21 protein-coding genes and 4 pseudogenes are annotated in these 22,293 nt (G+C 24.5%); 17 read left to right on the top strand and 8 right to left on the bottom strand.

The genetic code is table 4. The features are described 5' to 3' along the window. Positions 1-206: 206 nt before the first annotated feature. Positions 207-869 (top strand): FMN-dependent NADH-azoreductase, encoded by a 663-nt coding sequence (locus ACQH20_RS03305; RefSeq protein ID WP_425377503.1) that lies wholly within the window; start codon positions 207-209, stop codon positions 867-869. Between the two features lie 100 nt (positions 870-969). After that, positions 970-1,131 carry a hypothetical protein gene (locus tag ACQH20_RS03300; RefSeq protein ID WP_425377502.1) on the top strand — a complete coding sequence of 54 codons (162 nt, stop codon included), beginning with the start codon at positions 970-972 and terminating at the stop codon, positions 1,129-1,131. Between the two features lie 83 nt (positions 1,132-1,214). Here the strand turns inward: ACQH20_RS03300 and ACQH20_RS03295 are convergent. Together ACQH20_RS03295 and ACQH20_RS03290 are read right to left on the bottom strand one after the other, a co-directional pair. Then, positions 1,215-2,072: pseudogene (locus ACQH20_RS03295) on the bottom strand (IS30 family transposase); the annotation flags it as partial. Between the two features lie 119 nt (positions 2,073-2,191). Beyond that, on the bottom strand, positions 2,192-3,457 hold the full coding sequence (locus ACQH20_RS03290; protein ID WP_425377501.1) for a rod shape-determining protein: 1,266 nt from the start codon (positions 3,455-3,457) through the stop codon (positions 2,192-2,194). 279 nt (positions 3,458-3,736) lie between these two features. Between ACQH20_RS03290 and ACQH20_RS03285 the strand changes: the two genes are divergently transcribed. The 6 genes and pseudogenes from ACQH20_RS03285 to ACQH20_RS03260 form a co-directional block, all read left to right on the top strand. Next, on the top strand, positions 3,737-4,294 hold the full coding sequence (locus ACQH20_RS03285) for a PTS sugar transporter subunit IIA (RefSeq protein WP_425377500.1): 558 nt from the start codon (positions 3,737-3,739) through the stop codon (positions 4,292-4,294). 51 nt (positions 4,295-4,345) lie between these two features. Continuing rightward, a complete protein-coding gene (locus ACQH20_RS03280) occupies positions 4,346-4,597 on the top strand; it encodes a PTS fructose transporter subunit IIB (RefSeq protein WP_425377579.1) in 252 nt (83 codons plus the stop codon). 146 nt (positions 4,598-4,743) lie between these two features. Beyond that, positions 4,744-5,400, top strand: a complete 657-nt coding sequence (locus ACQH20_RS03275) for a PTS transporter subunit EIIC (protein ID WP_425377499.1) — start codon at positions 4,744-4,746, stop codon at positions 5,398-5,400. Then, positions 5,367-5,987 (top strand): hypothetical protein, encoded by a 621-nt coding sequence (locus ACQH20_RS03270; protein ID WP_425377498.1) that lies wholly within the window; start codon positions 5,367-5,369, stop codon positions 5,985-5,987. The genes ACQH20_RS03275 and ACQH20_RS03270 overlap by 34 nt, the downstream gene beginning before the upstream one ends. Positions 5,988-5,996: 9 nt before the next feature. Beyond that, positions 5,997-6,335 carry a hypothetical protein gene (locus ACQH20_RS03265; RefSeq protein WP_425377497.1) on the top strand — a complete coding sequence of 113 codons (339 nt, stop codon included), beginning with the start codon at positions 5,997-5,999 and terminating at the stop codon, positions 6,333-6,335. 115 nt (positions 6,336-6,450) lie between these two features. Continuing rightward, positions 6,451-6,594: pseudogene (locus ACQH20_RS03260) on the top strand (helix-turn-helix domain-containing protein); the annotation flags it as partial. Positions 6,595-7,224: 630 nt separating this feature from the next. On the opposite strand, the gene ACQH20_RS03255 reads toward ACQH20_RS03260, so the two are convergent. Next, complete coding sequence (locus tag ACQH20_RS03255) at positions 7,225-7,932, bottom strand: TIR domain-containing protein (RefSeq protein ID WP_425377496.1); 708 nt, start codon at positions 7,930-7,932, stop codon at positions 7,225-7,227. 245 nt (positions 7,933-8,177) lie between these two features. Between ACQH20_RS03255 and ileS the strand changes: the two genes are divergently transcribed. Genes ileS through ACQH20_RS03235 form a run of 4 tightly spaced genes read left to right on the top strand, consistent with a single transcriptional unit; the run spans position 8,178 to position 13,848 of the window. Beyond that, positions 8,178-10,940, top strand: a complete 2,763-nt coding sequence (gene ileS / locus ACQH20_RS03250) for an isoleucine--tRNA ligase (protein WP_425377495.1) — start codon at positions 8,178-8,180, stop codon at positions 10,938-10,940. 31 nt (positions 10,941-10,971) lie between these two features. After that, a complete protein-coding gene (lspA, locus tag ACQH20_RS03245) occupies positions 10,972-11,679 on the top strand; it encodes a signal peptidase II (protein WP_425377494.1) in 708 nt (235 codons plus the stop codon). Further along, positions 11,624-12,490 (top strand): RluA family pseudouridine synthase, encoded by an 867-nt coding sequence (locus ACQH20_RS03240; RefSeq protein WP_425377493.1) that lies wholly within the window; start codon positions 11,624-11,626, stop codon positions 12,488-12,490. Before lspA ends, ACQH20_RS03240 begins: the two co-directional genes overlap by 56 nt. Next, a complete protein-coding gene (locus tag ACQH20_RS03235) occupies positions 12,490-13,848 on the top strand; it encodes a hypothetical protein (protein ID WP_425377492.1) in 1,359 nt (452 codons plus the stop codon). The genes ACQH20_RS03240 and ACQH20_RS03235 overlap by 1 nt, the downstream gene beginning before the upstream one ends. A 7-nt stretch (positions 13,849-13,855) precedes the next feature. Here the strand turns inward: ACQH20_RS03235 and tsaE are convergent, their stop codons facing one another. From tsaE to ACQH20_RS03220, 3 genes are all read right to left on the bottom strand, one after another. After that, complete coding sequence (gene tsaE / locus ACQH20_RS03230; RefSeq protein WP_286642683.1) at positions 13,856-14,326, bottom strand: tRNA (adenosine(37)-N6)-threonylcarbamoyltransferase complex ATPase subunit type 1 TsaE; 471 nt, start codon at positions 14,324-14,326, stop codon at positions 13,856-13,858. Between the two features lie 95 nt (positions 14,327-14,421). Next, positions 14,422-14,961 carry a nicotinamide riboside transporter PnuC gene (gene pnuC, locus ACQH20_RS03225; protein WP_425377491.1) on the bottom strand — a complete coding sequence of 180 codons (540 nt, stop codon included), beginning with the start codon at positions 14,959-14,961 and terminating at the stop codon, positions 14,422-14,424. Positions 14,962-15,334: 373 nt separating this feature from the next. Beyond that, positions 15,335-15,871, bottom strand: coding sequence for a hypothetical protein (locus tag ACQH20_RS03220; RefSeq protein ID WP_425377490.1), 537 nt, complete (start codon positions 15,869-15,871; stop codon positions 15,335-15,337). 181 nt (positions 15,872-16,052) lie between these two features. On the opposite strand from ACQH20_RS03220, the gene asnS reads away from it, so the two are divergent. Both asnS and ACQH20_RS03210 read left to right on the top strand, forming a co-directional pair. After that, complete coding sequence (asnS, locus tag ACQH20_RS03215; protein ID WP_425377578.1) at positions 16,053-17,471, top strand: asparagine--tRNA ligase; 1,419 nt, start codon at positions 16,053-16,055, stop codon at positions 17,469-17,471. A gap of 146 nt (positions 17,472-17,617) precedes the next feature. Beyond that, a complete protein-coding gene (locus tag ACQH20_RS03210; RefSeq protein ID WP_425377489.1) occupies positions 17,618-17,839 on the top strand; it encodes a hypothetical protein in 222 nt (73 codons plus the stop codon). Positions 17,840-18,228: 389 nt separating this feature from the next. On the opposite strand, the gene greA is transcribed toward ACQH20_RS03210, so the two are convergent. Beyond that, positions 18,229-18,750 carry a transcription elongation factor GreA gene (greA, locus tag ACQH20_RS03205; RefSeq protein ID WP_425377488.1) on the bottom strand — a complete coding sequence of 174 codons (522 nt, stop codon included), beginning with the start codon at positions 18,748-18,750 and terminating at the stop codon, positions 18,229-18,231. A gap of 109 nt (positions 18,751-18,859) precedes the next feature. Continuing rightward, positions 18,860-19,207, bottom strand: coding sequence for an HPr family phosphocarrier protein (locus ACQH20_RS03200; RefSeq protein WP_252320667.1), 348 nt, complete (start codon positions 19,205-19,207; stop codon positions 18,860-18,862). 219 nt (positions 19,208-19,426) lie between these two features. Here ACQH20_RS03200 and rpmB point away from each other — a divergent pair, with 219 nt between their 5' ends. The 3 genes and pseudogenes from rpmB to ACQH20_RS03185 form a co-directional block, all read left to right on the top strand. Beyond that, positions 19,427-19,603: a 50S ribosomal protein L28 gene (gene rpmB, locus ACQH20_RS03195; protein ID WP_425377487.1), complete on the top strand. Its 177-nt coding sequence runs from the start codon at positions 19,427-19,429 to the stop codon at positions 19,601-19,603. A gap of 73 nt (positions 19,604-19,676) precedes the next feature. After that, a pseudogene (locus ACQH20_RS03190) lies at positions 19,677-20,626 on the top strand (IS30 family transposase). A 337-nt stretch (positions 20,627-20,963) separates the two neighbouring features. Then, positions 20,964-22,277: pseudogene (locus ACQH20_RS03185) on the top strand (IS256 family transposase); the annotation flags it as partial. Positions 22,278-22,293 lie beyond the last annotated feature (16 nt).

Below are 22,293 nucleotides of genomic sequence, written 5' to 3'. Positions count from 1 at the left end.
TATTTAATTTAAAATTTTTCTATAAACTTTTTTAAAAGTTTTACACACTTTAATGATAACACTTTATAGAAATTGATAAAATTATAATAAATATTTCATTTTTTTTATAAAACTATATTTTTATTTATTATTTTTTAAAAAATAATAAATAAAAACTGATAAAATCAAATTACAAAGTTATTTTAGATATTTCGGAGGCAAAAATAATGGCAAATAAAATATTAGTAATTCGTTCTTCTATGATTAAAAAAGAACTATCTTATTCTGAAAGTTTAGTATCTCGTTTTGTTAAATATTATCGTGAATTTCATCCAGAAGATTCAATAATTAAATTAGATTTAAATCAAATACCAATGGCAAGTATTACTATTACGCAAAAAAACTTTACTTCATATTTTAATGAAAAAGATTCTGATTATTATATTAATCAACTAAAAAATGTTAATAAAGTTATATATACAACACCAATGACAAATTTTAATGTTACTAGCATGACAAAAAATTATTTAGATCACATCTTAGTTGCTGGTAAAACTTTTGATTATAAATATACCAAACAAGGTGAAGCTAGAGGATTATTACCACATTTAAAAGTTCAAATTTTGGCGACACAAGGAGCACCATATGGCTGATATTTATGAGGTAATCATGCAACTTATTTAAAAGGGACATGAGAATTTGTAGGTGCTAAAGTAGTAGAACCAATTCTTATTTGTGGTACTAAGGTTCAAGAACTTCATCAAAATGATGCTAATTTACTTATTGGTTCTAAAATATTAGCAAAAGGTGGAGGTTTGCCAGCATTAGGGCCAGAAAAAACGATGGATAAATTTGAACAGTATATTAAAGAAGCAGCAAAAAAGTTTTAACTTTAAAAAATATAATTTTTGTGAATTTATCTTCAAAAAGTAGTAAAGTAAAATTGGCTTCTTAAATAAAGTCAAAATAATAAAATAGAAGGATGAAAAAATGAAAAAAATATTGACAGCATTAAGTGTTTTAACATTTGCATCAGCTGCAGGAAGTTTAATTGTAACTGTCTTAAACACAAGTTCACAAAAAAGTGATGCCATTCCAGATGTTTTAAACCTGAATTGTAAATATAAATGGGACAAATGGGACAGTTTTTAAAATAATTGTATTAAGTCTATTGGGCTTTTATAAGATAGTGATTTTCTGGGTGTAGAATTAATTTGAAATGCTATAGCATTTTAGTCTTTTTGTTTATATAAAGATAGATCTGTAGATTTTGGTAAATATCTTCTTAAAATACCATTATTATTTTCATTTAAACCTCTTTGACAAGGTTTGCCAGGATCTGCAAAATAAATCTTAACATTGCAAATTTTTTCGATTAATTTTCATTTAGTAAATTCTTTACCACGATCAAAAGTAATAGTTTTAACTGTTCCTTTTTGTAACTTTGAAATAAATTTTATTATAATTTTTGTAATATTTTCTGCTTTATGATTTTTAGAAACTAAAGGAATTGTGGTTTTTGATCATATATCAGCTAAAGTAATAATAGAACTTTTATGATCTTTACCAATGATAGTATCACCCTCTAAATGACCAAATTCTTGTATATTTTTAATATTAGGAATGATTAAATTTCTTTCATGAATAGATTTACAATTATTAATTCGTCCTCTAGTTTCTTTTTGTTTATGAGGTTTATTTTTTCCTTTTCTCAATAAGTTATTTTCATCAAAACCCATTCGATTTGTTTTAAACATGTTATATAAAGTTTTTGTTGAAATACTTTTTATTTTATTTTCCTTTAAAAAATTAGCAATTATATCAAGCGCATAATTTTTAGTAATTAACAAATAATTAATAGTATTAATTTCTGTTAAAGTTAAAATTATTAATTTTCTACCTGCATTTTGCTTCTTTTTTTGAATTTGATTCAATATTTCTAATGGTAATAAGTTTTGATTTAATAATCTGCAAACTCTATGTACAGTTGATTTACTATAATCAACAGCTTTTGCTATTTTACGAATTGAAAATTCATAACTTTTATATTCTTTTATTGCTATTATTGATTCAATAGTCAGATACTTATACATTGTGCTAATTCCTTTCTTTTCTTAATTATAGAATTAACACAATTTAATTTTTATATAAATGTCCTTTTTAATTTTACAATTCAGGTAATTTAAATTAATTTAAGATTTTTATAGTTTTTTTATCCTAAATTTTCGTCCTTTATTAGAATTTCACGATTAGGATTTTGTTCAATTATTAATTGTTTGTAAATTGTATCACGATATTTTACACAACCATCAATAACATTATCTAAAGGATTTAGAGCAGTCCGCACTTCAAAAAGATCTCCTTCATATTTTTGACGCATTGGTTTTGTACCTTTTTCAGTTTTAACTTCAATATAATATTCTTTAGCTAATTCTTCTTGAATAAATTTATCAACTTTTTTAATATAAGCTCCACCACCACAAATTGTGATTCCCTTACCTTTTTTCTTTAAATCACTAATACTTCCAGCAGCCTTGTCACCAGCAGTTCTTAGTACTCTACGAATGGCTGGAATAATATGTTCTTTGAATTGAACTTGCATAACATTTTCACGAATTTCTTCTGGTATAATTTCAATAGTTTTAGAAATTGACATTGTTTCTCCTGGTTGAGAATTTAATCTAGGTAATGAAAAACCCGAAATTATGTATGGTTTTTCATCTTGATATTTCATAAGTGATCCAATATTTTTAATAACATCTTCAGCTTCTTTTATTCCAACTTTTAAGGCATGTTTTTTTATAATATATTCTTGAACTTTTTGTATTAAATAGTCACCAGCACAATGTGTTGTATATGAATATAATATTGAATTATTACTAATAATAGCAACATCAGTACTGCCACCACCAATATCAATGCACATAATTGCACTTCCAAAAATATCTTGCCCTGAACCTAAGGCTGCCATTTTTACTTCTTCTTGTACAAATCCACGGAGTGCTCCTAAACGATATACAATATTTTCTAAAGCTTCTTTTTGTACTGAATTAATTTCACTTGGTGTTGCCATCAACACAATCAAATTACGATTTTTATCTAATTTTTCATGTTTTTTTATAGAATTGTTATTAATTTCTTTTAAATTTTTAATTTCAAGTCTGAAATCTTGAAAAATTTTAGTAAGAATACGTTGTAAAGCATCTGGATCAGCAATATTACCATCACGAACTGGACGTTTAATAATAACGTTTTCATTTGTTTTGTCAGTTAAAGCCTTAGCCTCTTCACCGTAAAGAATTCTATTTTTTTCATAGTCTTCAGCTAAATAGGTTGGAGCATCATATCTAAGACCTATATTAATATGTCTAGCTTTAAAGTTTTCTGTTCCGATATCTAAAGCTAATCATTGATAATCAGTTATTGATTTAAGTTTGTTATTTTTCTGATTTAAATTTTCTTTTCTTGTTTTAAACATTTCTCTAATTTTCCCTTTCTTTAAATACTTAAATTTTATCTAAATTAATTTTACATTATTTTATAAATAAGTTATTTATATTAATTTATAAGGAAATATGGGATTAATGTTGATAATTTTTATTTATTATATTTTGTTTAAAAAACAGCAAAAACTTTGAAGTATGTAATATATCTAATTTTATAAATATTAAATTTAATTGAATAAATAGTTAAAAATATATTTTAATTATCTGAAAAAATCTCTGGTTTTTATTAAAAAAAGGAGATAAAATAATCATTGGAAAGGAAGGTAAAATTAAAAATAACTAATGATTTATTAAACAACTCACATATTATTTTTGAATCTAATATTAAAAATCAAATAGAAGCACTAACTAAAATTACTGATTTGGCATTTTCATTAGGTTATATTACTAATCGTGATGAATTACTAAAAGCATTTCTTGCTCGTGAACAAGAATCATCAACAGGTTTTGAAGGTGGAATTGCAATTCCACACGCTAGAATTAAATCAATTAAAAAACCTGCAATTCTAATATTATGTAATAATAATGGTGTTGACTGAAAAGCAATAGATGGACAATTAACAACTTTTATTATTGCTTTAATAATTCCTGAAACACAAGCAGAAAATTTACATTTAGATATTTTAAGTACACTTGCAATTAAACTTGTAAATGAAGATTTTCGTAAAAAATTAAAAAATGCAAAAAATTCACAAGAAATAATATCGCTTATTAATGATGAAACATTTAAAAATAGTACTAAAAAAGAAATAAAAACAATGAAAAATAAGGAAACAAAAAAATTATTGGATTCTTCGGAACTTTCCTAAAAACTGTGTTTTTTAAATAAATTTTAGTTGTAAAATAACTAAGTTACACAGATTGCTGGAAAGTCCCGTTTCTGTACAACTGGAGTAGTTCATACTTACATGTGTAAAGAATTATTAGAAACCGCAGGAAAAGAACTAGGCTATCAAGTACATATTGAATGTCAAGGTCAAAAAGGACCAGAATATCTACTAACAGAACAAGAAATTAAAGAAGCGGATGTCGTTATTTTAGCAACAGATGTTGCAATTGACTTAGAACGTTTTATTGGTAAAAAACATATACTTGTGGTACAAAACCAGTAGTTAAAGATGCTAAACAAACTATTAAAGAAAGTTTAACAAAAGCAAAAATATACGGTGAACCTAATGGTAATAGTGGTGATTTCATTTTAAATGCTTCGAAAGGTAAACCAGCAATTTTAAAACATTTATTAAGTGGACTATCATATATGATAGCATTTGTTGTTTTTGCTGGTTTAATTTTTGCTATTGTTGGTGGTATCGCAAAAGGTACTTTTGGTAATGGATTTGAATTTAAAAATTCATGAGAAGAACAACTTGCTTGATTAAAAACAAATCCACCAGGAGTTAATTCTGGATTAATTGGTTGTACAACGCTAATGCATGTATTAATGATTATCAATAACATTGCTGGTATTGGCTTTACATTGATGATACCAATCATGGGCGCTTATATTGCTTATTCAATCGCAGGACGTCCCGGTATTGCTCCAGCAATGATTATTACATTTTTATTAGTATCACCTGGTACGGGAATGTGATTTGGATGAGGAGTATTTAATCTTACTGCTAGTTCTAAAATTGATGCAAGTCAACCTTTTCAGGGTAACGCTAATCTTTCATGAACATTATTTGGTGCTCTTTATGGAGGATTAATGGTTGGTTATTTAGTTAGATTTGTAAATTCATGAAAAGTACCAAAATGATTATTACCAATTATGCCAATTATTATTATTCCTGTTTTTTGTACAGCAATTATTGGAATTCCAACCGCTTTCTTTTTAGCAGCACCATTTGGATATGTAATGGGTGCATTGGATTATGGTTTAAGTTGAATGGGGTTACATCCAAATATAGGGTTTTAGTTGGATTATTATTAGGAGCAATGGTTGGATTTGATATGGGTGGTCCAATTAATAAAACAGCTGTTCTTGTTGCAACATCATTAATGGTACAAGATGGTGGTCGATTAATGGGACCGGTAGCAGCAGCGATTCCGATTGCACCATTGGGTTGTGCATTAACATCAACAGTATTTAGTCGTAAATTATTTACAAAACAAGAACAATCATTATGGTGAAATGCCTGATTATTAGGGTTTATGGGAATTTCTGAATCTGCTATTCCATTTGCAGTGAGAGATACATGAAGAACAATAGTTGCTAATGTTATTGGTAGTGCTGTTGCGGGTGCTTTAGCATTTGGTTTTGGTGTACTTGGTCATGTCGGGGCTTGAGGTTCTTTTATTATTGCTTTATTTGGTGGTGTTACTAATATTGATGGTAGTTATATTGGTATTTTATGATATGCAGTAGCTATTATTATTGGTACGGTAGTACATTATATTATTTATACTTCACTTTTATTGCAAAAGCAAGGATTATATAGATCTTCAATTTTAACGTTATTAAATAAAATTGGAATTAAAACTAAAAATGAAAAAAGAAAATAATATTAATATATGAATAATAAAAAAAATTCATGATTTGAAAATCAATATAGTCGAAGTACAATAACTATTGATGATAAAAAAATAACTATTTATCATAAAGGATTAACAACTTTTAGTTTAAAAAAACAAACTAAAAATATTATTATGATTAATAATATTAATTATTTAGTTCTTAGAAAGCCAACTTTTTGACAGTGTGGGTACCTTTATTTTGTTTTAAAAAATGAAATTGAAAAAACTAATAATCAAGAAATTTTATTATCTAATTTATGTATACCCTTCAAACGAAAAAATGAATTTAAAGAAGCAGAAGAAATTAAGAGTATTATTGATAATTTAACTATTTAAACTAAAAAAAGCATTTTAATTGACACATTACCTGAATTGTAAAATTAAAAAGGACATTTATATAAAAATTAAATTGTGTTAATTCTATAATTAAGAAAAGAAAGGAATTAGCACAATGTATAAGTATCTGACTATTGAATCAATAATAGCAATAAAAGAATATAAAAGTTATGAATTTTCAATTCGTAAAATAGCAAAAGCTGTTGATTATAGTAAATCAACTGTACATAGAGTTTGCGGGACTTTCCAGCAATCTGTGTAAATTAGTGATTTTACAACTAAAATTTATTTAAAAAACACAGTTTTTAGGAAAGTCCCTGCAAATCATGTTCATTTATATGCCAAAGAAGCTGCATATAAATTCAACAAGATACCTAGTTTTGAAACTGTAATGCTATGTTTGATTTAAAAATGTGGGGAGAAGTCCGTAGATAGGGTTTTCTCAACATTTATGTGATAAAATTTAAAATACTACATAAAGGGAGAAAACCCATAAATAATTTAAATATTATTAAATTTTGAGGTATATAATAATTATTTAAAATAAAAGAGTTACCAATAATGGTAACTCCTATTCACTGTTAGGTGCCAACCACAATGAATATTTACTTACCCTTAACTAAGTAAGTATTTTTATTATACTACTAAAATAAAGTTTTTTTAGTTTTATTTACTAAAAAAAATAAAACCTTTTTAATTTTATATATTTTTGATATTTATAATTAACTACTAATATACATCTGTATTCTTATTTGTATTCAATTATTTATTTTTTTCTAATTAAAAATATTATTTAAAACAACATTCTGATTACATAAAATTTTCTTAAATAATTGATAAAAAAGTATATTTTTTAATTTTTAACCTTAATAATAATAATGAAAATCTTTTAAAAGTTTTTCATAACTAATTCAGTTTTAACTTTTTCAAAAAATAATTTTTTTGATTTATGTTTTTTTGAAAAATAACAATTTAGTTTATTTTTAGATTTTTTTGGACAATTTTCTATATTTTCTTCAAATAAATTTATTTCTTTGAAAAGATCAAAGTTTTTTTTCAATTTTTCAGTTTTAACTTTATCTTGACATTTATCAAGTATTTTTTTTAACTTTAAAGGATTTGAAACTACATTTGAAAAACTTTCAACGATTGCATAGTCATTTATTACAATTTCATAAATTCTTGGAGTAGAATTTTGTTCATTAATTAAAGTTTTGTAATCATTATCATTAAAATCACATTTTTTTTTTGCTTTTTTAATAAAATCATCAGTTAAAAGTATTAATAAACCATTTTTTCCCCTTCGATGGAGGCTACCATATATTGATAATGAAGATGCAATTTCTCAATCAATATGTTTTCTACATTTTGTATGTTTTCCTAAAATAACTACAGTAATATCTGAATCTTTTAAATACTCTTCTCTAATAGTTTTAAATATCTTTTTAGGAGGCAATTGCGGATCAATATCACCTAGTTTTACAGATACGTCTTTCACTTCAAAATATTCTCCATAACATTGCGAAATTAATTCTGATAATTCATCCTTTGCTTTTTGTTCTCTTAAATGATGATATGAAATAAAAATTTTTAACATTATTCATTAACCTCTTTTTTTAAAATTTTAAAAATATTTTTTATAAACTTTAATAAGTTTATACTTTATTATAAAATAATACTCACAAAAAGTAATATTTTTAACTTTTAAGTTTTATAAAATCTTATTATTAAAATAAAGTAAATATTATACAAATTTCAAGTAATTACTAGTATAATGATTTAAGAATAAAAAAGAATAATTAGTACAAATAAAACTTGTTATTTTAAAGGAGAATAATATACATGAATAAAAACTATAAAGATACATTATTAATGCCTCAAACTAACTTTGAAATGCGTGCTAATTTAACTATAAAAGAACCACAACTACAAAAATATTGACAAGACCAAAAAATATATCAACAACTAATTAACAAAAATAAAAAATCTACGAAAACTTTTATTCTTCATGATGGACCTCCATATGCTAATGGTGATCTACATTTAGGACATGCATTAAATAAAATTTTAAAAGATATTATTGTTCGCTATTATAATAGTAGCAATTATTATGCGCCCTATATTGCGGGTTGAGATACGCATGGTTTACCTATTGAAACAGCAGTTACTAACTCGGGAATTAATCGTAAAACAATAGCAGTATCAGATTTTAGAAAACAATGTCAAAAATATGCAGAACTGCAAGTTGCTAATCAAATTAATCAATTTAAAACATTAGGATTATTAACAGATTTTGAAGATCATTATGTTACTTATGATAAAAAATATGAATCTGAACAAATTAAAGTTTTTGCTAAAATGGTAGAAAAAAAACTAGTATATCGTAATTTATATCCTGTATATTGATCACCATCAAGCGAAAGTGCCTTAGCTGAAGCTGAAGTTGAATATTTAACAAAAACTAGTGCTGCTATTTATGTTGCCTTTTTACTAAATGATGAAAAAAAAATATTTAACTTACCTACCTCACTAATAATTTGAACAACAACACCATGAACCATTCCTAGCAATCAAATGTTAGCAGTAAATGAAGAATTTACATATAGTATTATTAAAACTAATGAACAACAATATATTATTGCACAACCATTTATTGATTCTTTTACTAAAGCAAACAACATCACCGATTTTATAATTGTTAAAACAATTTCTGGTAAATATTTAATTGGATTAACAGCATTACATCCATTATATCAAAGAAAAACTCCAATCGTTCATGGTTCTCATGTTACTATAAATGATGGAACTGGAATTGTTCATACTGCTCCAGCGTTTGGTGAAGAAGATTTTGATTTAGGATTAAAACATAATATCAAAATTCTTTGTCCAATTAATGATCAAGGTCAATTTACAGCAGAAATCAATGATGAACAATTAGTCAATAAATTTTATGATGATACTAATAAAATTATTGTTGAGCGCTTAAAAAATAATGGTACATTAATTGGTATGAAATTATTTAAACATCAATATCCACATGATTGACGAACTAAAAAACCCGTTATTTATCGTGCCACTTTACAATGATTTATCGCTATTGAAAAAATCAAACCATTACTTACTAAAAATATTAATAAAGTAAATTTTGTTCCTGAATGAGCAAAAAAAAGAATGTTATTAATGACAAATAATCGCTATGATTGATGCATTTCTCGTCAACGTGCTTGAGGATTACCAATTCCAATTTTTTACACCGAAAAAAAAGAACCAATCATGGATATAAACCTTATTAATCATGTTGCTGATTTATTTGCTAAACATGGTTCAAATATTTGATTCGAAAAAGAAGCAAAAGATTTATTACCACCTAAATATCAACATAAAGATAGTCCAAATGGTATTTTTTATAAAGAACAAGACATCATGGATGTTTGATATGATAGTGGCGTTTCCCACTTAGCAGTTATTAAAAATAATAATTTACCTTGACCAGCAGATTTATATTTGGAGGGTAATGATCAATTTCGTGGTTGATTTAATTCAAGTTTAACAACAGGAACTATTACTAATAATAGTAGTCCCTATAAAAACTTGATGGCACATGGTTTTGTAACTGACGCTAAAGGCAATAAAATGTCAAAATCAATTGGTAATGTTATTAGTGTTAAATCAATTTGTGATACTAATGGTGCTGATATTTTACGATTATGAGTAGCCAGTGTTGATTTTACTGATGATACAAGAATTGGTACTGAAATTTTAAAACAAGTTAGTGAAAACTATCGTAAAATCAGAAATATTTTTCGTTTCTTACTAGGTAATTTATTTGATTTAGATATCAAAACTATTGAAAATAAAACAAAAGAAGAAATTATTAATAGTTTATCAGAAGTTGATCAATATATTTTAAATAAATTAAACGGATTAGTTACTAAAATTAATGAAAATTATCAAACTTATCAATTTAATACTATCTATCATTTAATTTTAAATTTTGTTACTAATGATTTGTCTGCTTTTTATTGTGATTTTACTAAAGAAATTTTATATGTTAATAGCAAAAATGATATTAGAAGAAAACAAGTACAAATGACAATGTTTTTAATAGTAAAAACTTTAATTGGTTTATTAGCCCCTATTTTACCACACACTACTGAAGAAGCATTCCAAAGTTTAACTAAAAAAGATTTAAACACAAGCAGTGATTCTATTCATTTAAAAAAATTTCCACAACCATGAAATTTAAACAAACCAACAAAACTAATGGAAAAATGAGAATATTTTATTAACTTTAAAAATGAAGTTAATAAAGTTATTGAACAAGCTAAAAAAGACAAAATTGTTAAAACAGCCTTAGAAACAATAGTGACTATTATTTTTAAAGATAATCATAATATCTTATCAACAATTGATGAAAAAGAATTAGCACAATTATTAATTGTTAGTGAAGTTAATATTAATTATAATAATAGCAACGTTAATGACTGAACTATTAATGTTAAAACAAAAGAGGGTACTAAATGTCCTCGCTGTTGATTAATTGTTAATGAAACAAAAGAAGATGTTTGTAATCGTTGTTTTGAAGTGTTATCCTTAATAATGTAAATAACTAATATTAGTTTAGAAAGAAGTAATTATGGAATTTTCTTGATCAGCAATTAAAAATCATTTAAAAACACGTGATTGAAAATGATTAACTAAAATAATTTGTTTTTGTGCAATTATTATTCTAATTGTCACTGATCAAATGATAAAATTAGCAGTACAAAATGGAATAAAAGTTGGTGAAGAATATAAATTCATACCCGGATTTATTAATTTAAAATTTATTATTAATTATGGTTCTGCTTTTAGTTTTTTTCAAAATAAAAAAATCTTTTTAATAACTTTTACTTTTCTAGTAGCAATTGCTAGTAGTACCTGACTATTATTTACTAAATCTATTAACAGAGCACTAGGTCTCAGTTTTGTTATTCCAGGAACAATCGGTAATTTAACCGATAGATTTTTACATAATGGTGGTGTTATTGACTTTTTATTATGACAACTATTCCCACCATATACTATTTTTAATACTGCGGATATATTTATTACCATTGGTATCACAATAATTATTCTACAAATAATTATTGGAACCATAATTAATGCCTATCAAGAAAAGTTTGGAGAACACAATAATGAAGTCAACAACGGAACATTCACAACAATCATCAATGATAGAAAATCAAAAGATGATAAAACTAACATATCATGAAAACAAAAATATCCGCATCGACAAATATTTAGCAATGGTATTAACAGAACATCATTATTCACGAAATTTTATCCAAAATTTAATCACTAATGGGCAAGTAATAGTTAATAATAAAACTATTTCATCATCTAACTTATTATTAAAAAATAATGATGAAATAAATATTATTATTAAAAATGAAAAAGAGAACACTTTAAAAGCAACTGCAATTGATTTTGAAATAATTTATGAGGATAATGAAATTCTTGTTATTAACAAACCTAATAATTTGGTTGTCCACCCAGGAGCAGGTAATTGAGATAATACTTTAGTTAACGGATTATTATTCCAATCAAAAATTGAAAATATTGATGAAAATAATTTACGTCCAGGCATTGTTCATCGTATTGACAAACAAACGACAGGGTTATTATTAGTAGCTAAAAATAAAATTAGTCATCATATTTTAGCAGAACAATTACAAAAACATGAAATTAAACGAATTTATATTGCATTAGTTCATGGTACAATTAAAGGTAGATCAGGAACCATTAAAGCGCCTATTGCTAGAAGCAATAATAATCGTCTAAAAATGATGGTCAATGAACAAAATAGTAAGAAAGCAACTACTCATTTTACAGTTATTGAGCGATTTAAAGACTATACTTTAGTTCAATGTCAATTAGAAACTGGTCGAACACACCAAATTCGTGTTCATTTTGAGTGAATTGAACATCCAATTGTAAATGACCCTTTATACAGCAAGTTTAAATTGGAAAATGCTAATATTGGACAATACTTACATGCTAAAGTCATTACTTTTACTCATCCCACAACTAAAAAAGTTATGACTTTTGAATGTAATTTACCTGATTTTTTTGAAAATAAATTACAATTATTACGAAAGGAAAGTGTTAAATAATGGATGATAATATTCTAGATATTTTAGGTTTACAATTAGTTGATTATTTTATTAGTCATCAAGATTATCGACCATTTAATGTTCCTAAAGAATTAAAACTACATGTTAAAGGTGAAGCATATCTAACTAATAAAGATAGTAATACTTATCATATCATTAAAATTATTAAAGAAAATAATTTTAATCCTCACCATTTAAAAAATAAAGATGAAGTTTATGAAATTTTACATAAACAATTAGCAGATGAAGGTGTTAAAGATATTCGTTATTTAATGGTTATTTTAAATGATGATAACCAAAACGAAAATCGAATGTCACCAGCGGTTGATGTTATTATTGCTACTAGTGACAAAATTGTTCAAGAATTATCTAAATTTTATCCTAGTATTACTAAATTTATTAAGGTAGACTTACCCCAACTTGAAACTGAAACCGAAAATAATGAAGAGACTAATGAAGATAATAGTACTGGAACTTTAAGAGATAATTGAAAAAAAGTTAATTTTCAAAACCGTCGTTACTTAAGCGAAACATTAAAAAAATGTACTAATGCTAATTTGGCAGTTACCTGATTTCTTTTTATAATTCCTATTATTACACTTGTTGTTTTTCTAGTAATTATAAATCTTAGTCAAGATGATTGATTAGCATTAGATTATAAACAACAACATTTGCTTTTTGCTGCCAATTATCATAACTTAATATTTGGTGCTTATCAATATTGAAGGTGATTAATTTATCCATTTGCTGGTAATGATATAAATCCTTCAGCTCCTATTAATTTAATATTTTCACTTTGAATGTTTTATCGTGTTGGTAGATTTGTTGAAGGATTTTATGGATGATGAAAAGCAATTTTTATTTGAATTGGTGCAATGATTCTAACCGGTATTTTACAAAGTGTTGTTGATAATATTAATATCATGTCAGGATTTTGAGTTTTTCCTGTAATTTCATTAGGAGCAATGTTACCTTTCATTTGAAATTATAAATTATTTAAAACTCCAATTATGAGTCGTTTCTTTACAACTATTTTATTAATGTTAATATTTTGATTTATAACTGATCAACAAGTAGTGACATTATTATATTGAATGATTGCTTTTGTCACAGGATGATTATTTGCTTCTTTAATCGGATATCATAATCGTAAAATAACTGTGTATTATGCTTTTAGTCCAATTGCTATTGGTTCATTAGTATTATTTGCTGGTTTACTTTGAGGTTTAAATAATTATTATCCTGTTGATGATAATAATTATACTTTAGAAGTATTAAAACAATATCAAAAACTTGGTCTAATTAGTCAAAGTACTATTAATAGTATTATGCTTAATTACTTTCAAATACAAGTATAAAAAAATTCTATATTTTTTTTAATGCATCAAATAAATACTTTTCTTCCTCTTTTGTAAGAAGATTAGTATTAATAACTATCTGTCTACTATTAATATCAATAATTTTAAAATCTATAGCAATATATGAATAATTATTAAAATTAATTTTTAATCTTTCTGATCATTCAATTATCATAAAATTATTCATCATTATTTCATAATATTCTTCTAAATGAGGATTAATTAAACGATAAGCATCCATATGAATTAAATTTCATTCATATTTAGTTTGATACTTATTTCAAATAATAAAAGTTGGTGAATTAATAATATTTTTAACTCCAAGTAAATTACCAATTAATTTAGTAATTTGCGTTTTACCACTACCAAGCGGACCATTTAATAATAAAATTAAATTTGGTTTAGCAATTTTAGCAATTATTTTGGCAAGAGTATTAGTGTCATCTAAATTTTTTAATATATATACATTTTTTTTCATAATAACCTTCTTTGATAATTATTTTATACTTTACAAACTATTATACAAAATAATAACTTATTTTCTAAATTATTATTTTTCTTATTTAAAAGTTATTACTGGTCATATGTTTCTTTTTTAACTACTACTTTTTCTTTACTTCTTACAAAAAATCATTGATAAAAACCAAAACCAGAATTACCAAGAGCAACAATTCACATTAATAAAAGATTTACATCCAAACGATTATGAGCAACTCCCGAATACATAGCTTTTTGAAAAATATTAACAATTATTCAAAAAATTCATTGTTCACGAAAACGTAATAACATTAGTATTTGCGCAACAATACTTAAAGAATTAGTTAATGAATCTAGAATATGTGGTAAAACTTGTTGAAAAGTATTACCATCAAAATCATATTTCCCTAAAATTACACGTGAAAATTCAGGAATTTCAAAATAAAAAAATACTGATAAAACAATTGCAAAGTAAATAGTAACAATACTTGTTTTTAAATTTAAACGTTTAGAAATTATTTCTTGTTGTGAATCTAAATGAAATTTCCATAAACTATAGCCAATAAATTGAAACGGCAAAAAGAAAAAAAAATTCAACTGCATATCACCAACATAATTTCAAACAAAACAATACAACCATAAATAGTAACAGAAAAAAAGCCTCAAAAAAAATTAGAAATTTTACCAAATGAAATTAAAATTATACAAATAACATTAGTAAAAGCAGCAATACCATTTAAGAATAATAATACTTGCTGTCAAGGATGATAAACTTGACGATTTACAATAGTTCAAACCGAAGGATATAAATTAGGATTAATAAAATGATTCAAATCAAAAAATGTATTTCATAACATAAAAATCCCTAAACAAATAATAGCTACTTTAGCAGAAAATGGAATTTTATTAAGATCTTTGGGTATTGATAATAAAAATTCTTTTATATTTTTTTCTTTTTATAAATCTAAATTTTATATCTTTAAACATATTTTCTTCCTTTTAAATTTATTTATTTATTTATGTTCACTATTGTATTATTCAATCATAATTTTCCATAAATTGCCAATGTAAGTGCATCATTAACTTTATCTAGTTCACTCTCATTAATAAAAATACCATTAATACCATTTTCACCAATACTACCATCACCTTTACCAAAATAACTTAACTTTAAATCTAAATTCAAACTAGATAAATCAACAGCATAAAAATGTCATATTTTTATTGAAGTTTTATTAGCATAGTAACTACCAAGTCTATAAATACAATCAAGTTTTAAGCTTCTAATATTAATTCCTGTCTCTTCTAAAATTTCATTCTTAACAGTTTCTAGTGATGATTTACCTAATTTACAACCACCTGTTAGAGTACTAAAAAATGATATCTTTTTATTTTCAAATAAAGGATTCTTTTCTTTCATTAATAAAAATCAATATTGATTGTATTTATATACAAAAGGTAAAACTGCAACTCCTTCATTATTACATCATGTTTCACTAACACCTGTCATAAAGCCATTAGTAATTAACTTTAAAAATTTGCCCATAATAAACCCCCTTTACTATAAGTAATATTATAACATTAACTTAAAATTCAATTTGAAATTTTATACTAACTAAAAATAAAATTTATCCCAAATATTAATGAAAAAAATCATAAATAATTCCCTACTAAGATAATAGTTAATATATAATTTATTTATTATATAAAAATAAATAGGAGGAACAATAATGATTTACACAATTAATAATTTATTTATTAATAGTAACGATAAAACTAAAAAAATACCAACACAAGTAACTGTTAACGGTTGGGTTCGTTCTAATCGAAATAGTAAAAAAGTTGGGTTTTTAGATTTAAACGATGGTTCTTCAATTAATAACTTACAAGTAGTATATGATCCAAATTTAGAAAATACTAACAATTTAACTAATGTTACTACTGGTAGTGCTGTTACTATTACTGGTAATTTAATTTTAACACCAAATGCGAAACAACCATTTGAACTAAAAGTAATTACTGCTACTGTCTACAACATATGCGCTAATGATTATCCAATCCAAAAAAAAGAACATACAAATGAATTTCTTCGTGAACATGCACACTTACGTGTTCGTACTAATACTTTCTTGTCATTATTTAGAATTCGTGATCAAGTATCATGATCTATTCATAATTTTTTTCATAATAATCAATTTATTTACCTACATAGTCCTCTTATTACAGCTAATGATGCTGAAGGTGCTGGTGAAAATTTTATTGTTACTACTATAACTAATGATAAATATGAAAAGGATTTTTTTGGGAAAAAAGCCTCATTAACTGTTAGTGGTCAGTTAAATGCTGAAGCTTACGCTCAATCTTTACAAAAAGTTTATACATTTGGACCAACATTTCGTGCTGAAAAATCTAATACTACACGTCACGCAGCAGAATTTTGAATGGTAGAACCAGAATTTACCTTTAGTAATCTACAAGATAATATTATACTAGCCCAAAAACTAATAAAAAATGTTATTAGAGATGTTCTAAATAATTGTAATTCTGAATTAAAATTTTTAGAACAAAAACAAGAAACTAAAAATGAACAATCACTAATTGAAAAATTAGAAAAAATTGCCGATTTTAAATCTGATTTTAAAGTTATTACTTATACAGAAGTCATTGAATTACTTTTAAATGCACAAAAAAAAGGAAAAAAATTTGAATTTAATGAAATTAAATGAGGAATTGATTTACAATCAGAACATGAAAGATATTTATGTGAAGAAATAACTAAACAGCCAACTTTTGTTATTAACTATCCACAAACCATCAAAGCTTTTTACATGAAACTTAATCCAATTGATAGTAATTATCCACAACAAAAAACAGTGGCAGCTATGGATTTATTAGTGCCAGGGATTGGTGAATTAATTGGTGGTTCTGTTCGTGAAGATAATTATGAACAATTACTAAAAAATAAAACCCAATTCAAAATTGAGGGTAATGATCTACAATGATATTTTGATTTAAGAAAATATGGATATGCACCAAGTGCTGGTTTTGGTTTAGGTCTAGAAAGATTTTTAATGTTTATTACTGGTATTAATAATATTAGAGATGTTATTCCTTTTCCTCGTACACCAAATAACTTATTATTCTAAAATAATAATATTTTAATAATATCTTTTTAAATTAAACTTATAATGTTATTTAAAACTCCTATTACTACATTAAAATCCAACATAATATATAATTAATTTAGTATTAAATAATTATTAATAAGTTAAAAAAAAGAAAGGATATTTATATGCCAAAGTCATATGAAATTATAAAAACAATATTAAAAAATAATACTTTTAAATTAAAAAGTAAATGTTTAAATTTAGAAATAATGATTGATTATAATCAAAAAGATCTAATTAATGTTCAACACTCAATTTACAATAGTTCAAAAGCAACCATTTTTTCTAAAGAATTACAAGAATTTTTTAAAAATGCTTACCATAATGCAGTTGCATCTAAAAAATAGATATCCCATGAGTAATAACAGCAACTTTTAATTTACCAAATTCATCATATATAACTGAAATTAATGACTTAAAAAATAAAATTATTAAAGAAGGTATAACTATTAAAAATGATGAAACATAGTTTGAAACTAAACTTTCTTTAAAAGAAATATGTGAAAACTTTAATATTGAAAATTCTAACATAAAAGAATTACTAAATGATTGCTAAAATCGGGACTTTCCTAAAAACTGTGTTTTTTAAATAAATTTTAGTTGTAAAATCACTAAGTTACACAGATTGCTGGAAAGTCCCTAAAAATCCCAGATAATAATTTTTAAAAAATCAAACAACAAAGTAATTTAGATACTAAAGAAAACAAAACTTATAATTATCATTCTGTTCAATTATTTATAATTGATTTTTTACTTCTATAATTTTTACCCTATATGTTTCTTTAATACCTTTAATATCAACAATATCACCAACAACACAATTCATAATTGATACTGCTAATGGGCACTCATTAGAAATTAATCCTTCAAATGGATTACTTTCAATACTTCCAACAATTTTAAATTTTTCTTCTGAATCAGAAACAATTTTACCATCTTTAATTTTTACAATTGTTACTCAACTACCAACACGAACTGCTTTGATATTACTATTTTTACGTTGTTTTTGTTCTTCAAGAATAACAGCACTAGTAATAATCGTTTCAAGCTCTTGAATGCGTGATTCATTTTTACCTTGCTCTTCACGCGCACTAGTATAATCAGCATTTTCTGATAAATCACCATCAGCCCTAGCTGCTTTTAATCGTTCTTTTATCGATTCACGTTCAACATTAATTCGTTTATATAATTCAGTTTTTAACTTTTCTAAACCTTGTTCTGAAATTATTATTTCTTTATTTTTGTTAATTTCGCTCATTAAATGCCTCCATTTATATAATTTAATATTTTAAGAACGTAAATAATTATATCATAAGGATAAATGGTTTTAAAAAAAGTATTCAAAAGAATACTTTTTTTAAAACCATTTACTTTATTAATTTTTCTTCTTTTAATAAAGAAATAATTTCTGTTTTAACTTCTTCAAGTTTTTTATCTTCTTCTTTCTCATCCATTTTTGTAATAATAAAAGCAATTTTACTAAAATTTTTTGCTTGTAAACCTAGAAAATTAAGAACTGACTTAGCTTTAACTTTAGTTTCATTACCAGTAAGTTTTACTGGCTTCGTAATATCTGCATTATCAGGTAATTTAATGACTTCTACCTCAATATTTTTATACTTACTAATAGCAGCAGCAATTTTGGCTATTGGTCGTGCATGTAAACCAATCTTTTTTTCATCATCAATTTGCACAGCATAAATAATACAATTCATTTTTTTCCTCCAAGATTTCTTAAAAATTTGTATAATATAGTTTATTTATAACATATTTTTTATTTTTTTAAAAAAAATATATAATTAAAATTTTTCTTATTAAAATAATGTCCTAGTAAATATTCAATTTTTTACAAATAAATTTTAATTTTTTTTTAAAATAAATAAATAAATATGGTATTATTTATTAGTTAAAACATTAATAAGGAGAAAATAACTATGGCAAGAAAATGTGCTTTAAGTGGTATTGGTCCACTAGCTGGTAACAACCGTTCGCATGCGATGAACTCTTCTAGAAGAAAATGAAATCCAAACTTACAACCAGTAAAAATTGGTGGAAAAACTTTAATGATTAGTGCTCGTACTTTAAAAACTTTAAAGAAACCTGAATTGTAAAATTAAAAAGGACATTTATATAAAAATTAAATTGTGTTAATTCTATAATTAAGAAAAGAAAGGAATTAGCACAATGTATAAGTATCTGACTATTGAATCAATAATAGCAATAAAAGAATATAAAAGTTATGAATTTTCAATTCGTAAAATAGCAAAAGCTGTTGATTATAGTAAATCAACTGTACATAGAGTTTGCAGATTATTAAATCAAAACTTATTACCATTAGAAATATTGAATCAAATTCAAAAAAAGAAGCAAAATGCAGGTAGAAAATTAATAATTTTAACTTTAACAGAAATTAATACTATTAATTATTTGTTAATTACTAAAAATTATGCTCTTGATATAATTGCCAATTTTTTAAAGGAAAATAAAATAAAATAAAAAGTATTTCAACAAAAACTTTATATAACATGTTTAAAACAAATCGAATGGGTTTTGATGAAAATAACTTATTGAGAAAAGGAAAAAATAAACCTCATAAACGAAAAGAAACTAGAGGACGAATTAATAATTGTAAATCTATTCATGAAAGAAATTTAATCATTCCTAATATTAAAAATATACAAGAATTTGGTCATTTAGAGGGTGATAATATCATTGGTAAAGATCATAAAAGTTCTATTATTACTTTAGCTGATATATGATCAAAAACCACAATTCCTTTAGTTTCTAAAAATCATAAAGCAGAAAATATTACAAAAAGTATAATAAAATTTATTTCAAAGTTACAAAAAGGAACAGTTAAAACTATTACTTTTGATCGTGGTAAAGAATTTAGTAAATGAAAATTAATCGAAAAAATTTGCAATGTTAAGATTTATTTTGCAGATCCTGGCAAACCTTGTCAAAGAGGTTTAAATGAAAATAATAATGGTATTTTAAGAAGATATTTACCAAAATCTACAGATCTATCTTTATATAAACAAAAAGACTTAAATGCTATAGCATTTCAAATTAATTCTACACCCAGAAAATCACTATCTTATAAAAGCCCAATAGACTTAATACAATTATTTTAAAAACTGTCCCATTTGTCCCATTTATATTTACAATTCAGGAAAAAAAATGCTTTAGATAATAAAAAATAAAGTTATTTTATCTTTTGAATTATATAAATAAAGAATACTAATAAAAGAAAGAAATACTTTTCTTTTATTTTTTTTATTAAATTAAAAATATTTAATAAAATGGTATTAAGTTAACTTAATACCATTTTTTAATTACTAAAAAATATTAATAATATAGTCTAGAACCTACATTTTGGTAATGTTTAGTAATCTGTGTAACTTACAAAAATAACTATGTTTAATTAATTCTAGTAAATATAATTAAATGACTAGAAAGAGTGAGTTACAGATGGCTAAAAAGCAAAATATTAATAATAATGATCCAATATCAAAAGCAGTAGATTTATTATTAGAAAATACTGAAGATTTAACAACAGTTTTTAAAGAGGGAGGATTGTATAAAGAATTAACAAAAAAGATTAGTAGAAAAAATGTTGAATTCTGAGATGCAAAATTATTTAGGATATGATAAGAATCAACATAGTAATAGTGACAATGCTCGTAATGGTATAAGTTCAAAAAAATTAATAACTCAACAAGGTAAAATTGAGATTGATGTACCACGAGATCGCAATAGTAATTTTAATCCTGTAATAGTTGCAAAAAGACAAAGAAGATTTGAAGGTTTTGATCAACAAGTTCTTTCTTTATATGCAAAAGGTATGACATTATCAGATATTAGAATGCAATTACAAGAGTTATATCATGGTGCTGATATTAGTGAAAGTGTTATTAGTCAAATTACTGATGATGTTATTGATGATGTAAAAGCATGGCAAAATCGACCATTAGAAAGTGTCTATCCGATTGTTTATTTTGATTGCATAATAGTGAAAGTACGACAAGATAAAAGGATTATTAATAAATCAGTTTATATAGCTTTAGGAGTTGATTTAGAAGGTAAAAAAGATGTTTTAGGTTTATGAATTAGTGAAAATGAAGGTGCTAAATTTTGATTAGCAAATTTAACAGAAATGAAAAATCGTGGCTTAAATGATATTCTTATTGCCTGCAGTGATAATTTAACAGGCATGTCAGAAGCAATACAATCAGTTTATCTTAAAACAGAACATCAATTATGCATAGTTCATCAAATTAGAAATAGTTTGAAATATGTCTCATATAAGCATAGAAAATCTTTAGTTGCAGATTTAAAACCAATTTATACTGCATGTAGTGAAGAACAAGCAATGCAGGCTTTAGAATACTTTGAAAATAAGTGAAATAAACAATATCCTCAAATTGCTAAATCTTGATATAAAAATTGAGATAATTTAATTGTTTTTATTAGTTATCCTGCAGAAATTAAAAGAGTGATTTATACAACAAATGCTATTGAATCTGTAAATAGTCAATTACGAAAAGTTATCAGAAGTTTGGGACTTTCCAGCAATCTGTGTAACTTAGTGATTTTACAACTAAAATTTATTTAAAAAACACAGTTTTTAGGAAAGTCCCAAAAGTTCCTAATGATATGGCAGTTTTTAAAATATTTTATTTAGCAATTGAAAATATAACAAAAAAATGAACAATGCCCATTCAAAATTGAAATACAGCAATTGCTCATTTTATGATAAAATTTGAAGATAGAATTAATCTAAACTAGTACTTTGTAAAAC

The sequence above is a fragment of the Spiroplasma endosymbiont of Aleiodes alternator genome (assembly GCF_964031135.1).
GTDB lineage: Bacteria > Bacillota_I > Bacilli_A > Mycoplasmatales > VBWQ01 > Spiroplasma_E.
This window is presented reverse-complemented; position numbering and strand designations above follow the sequence as displayed.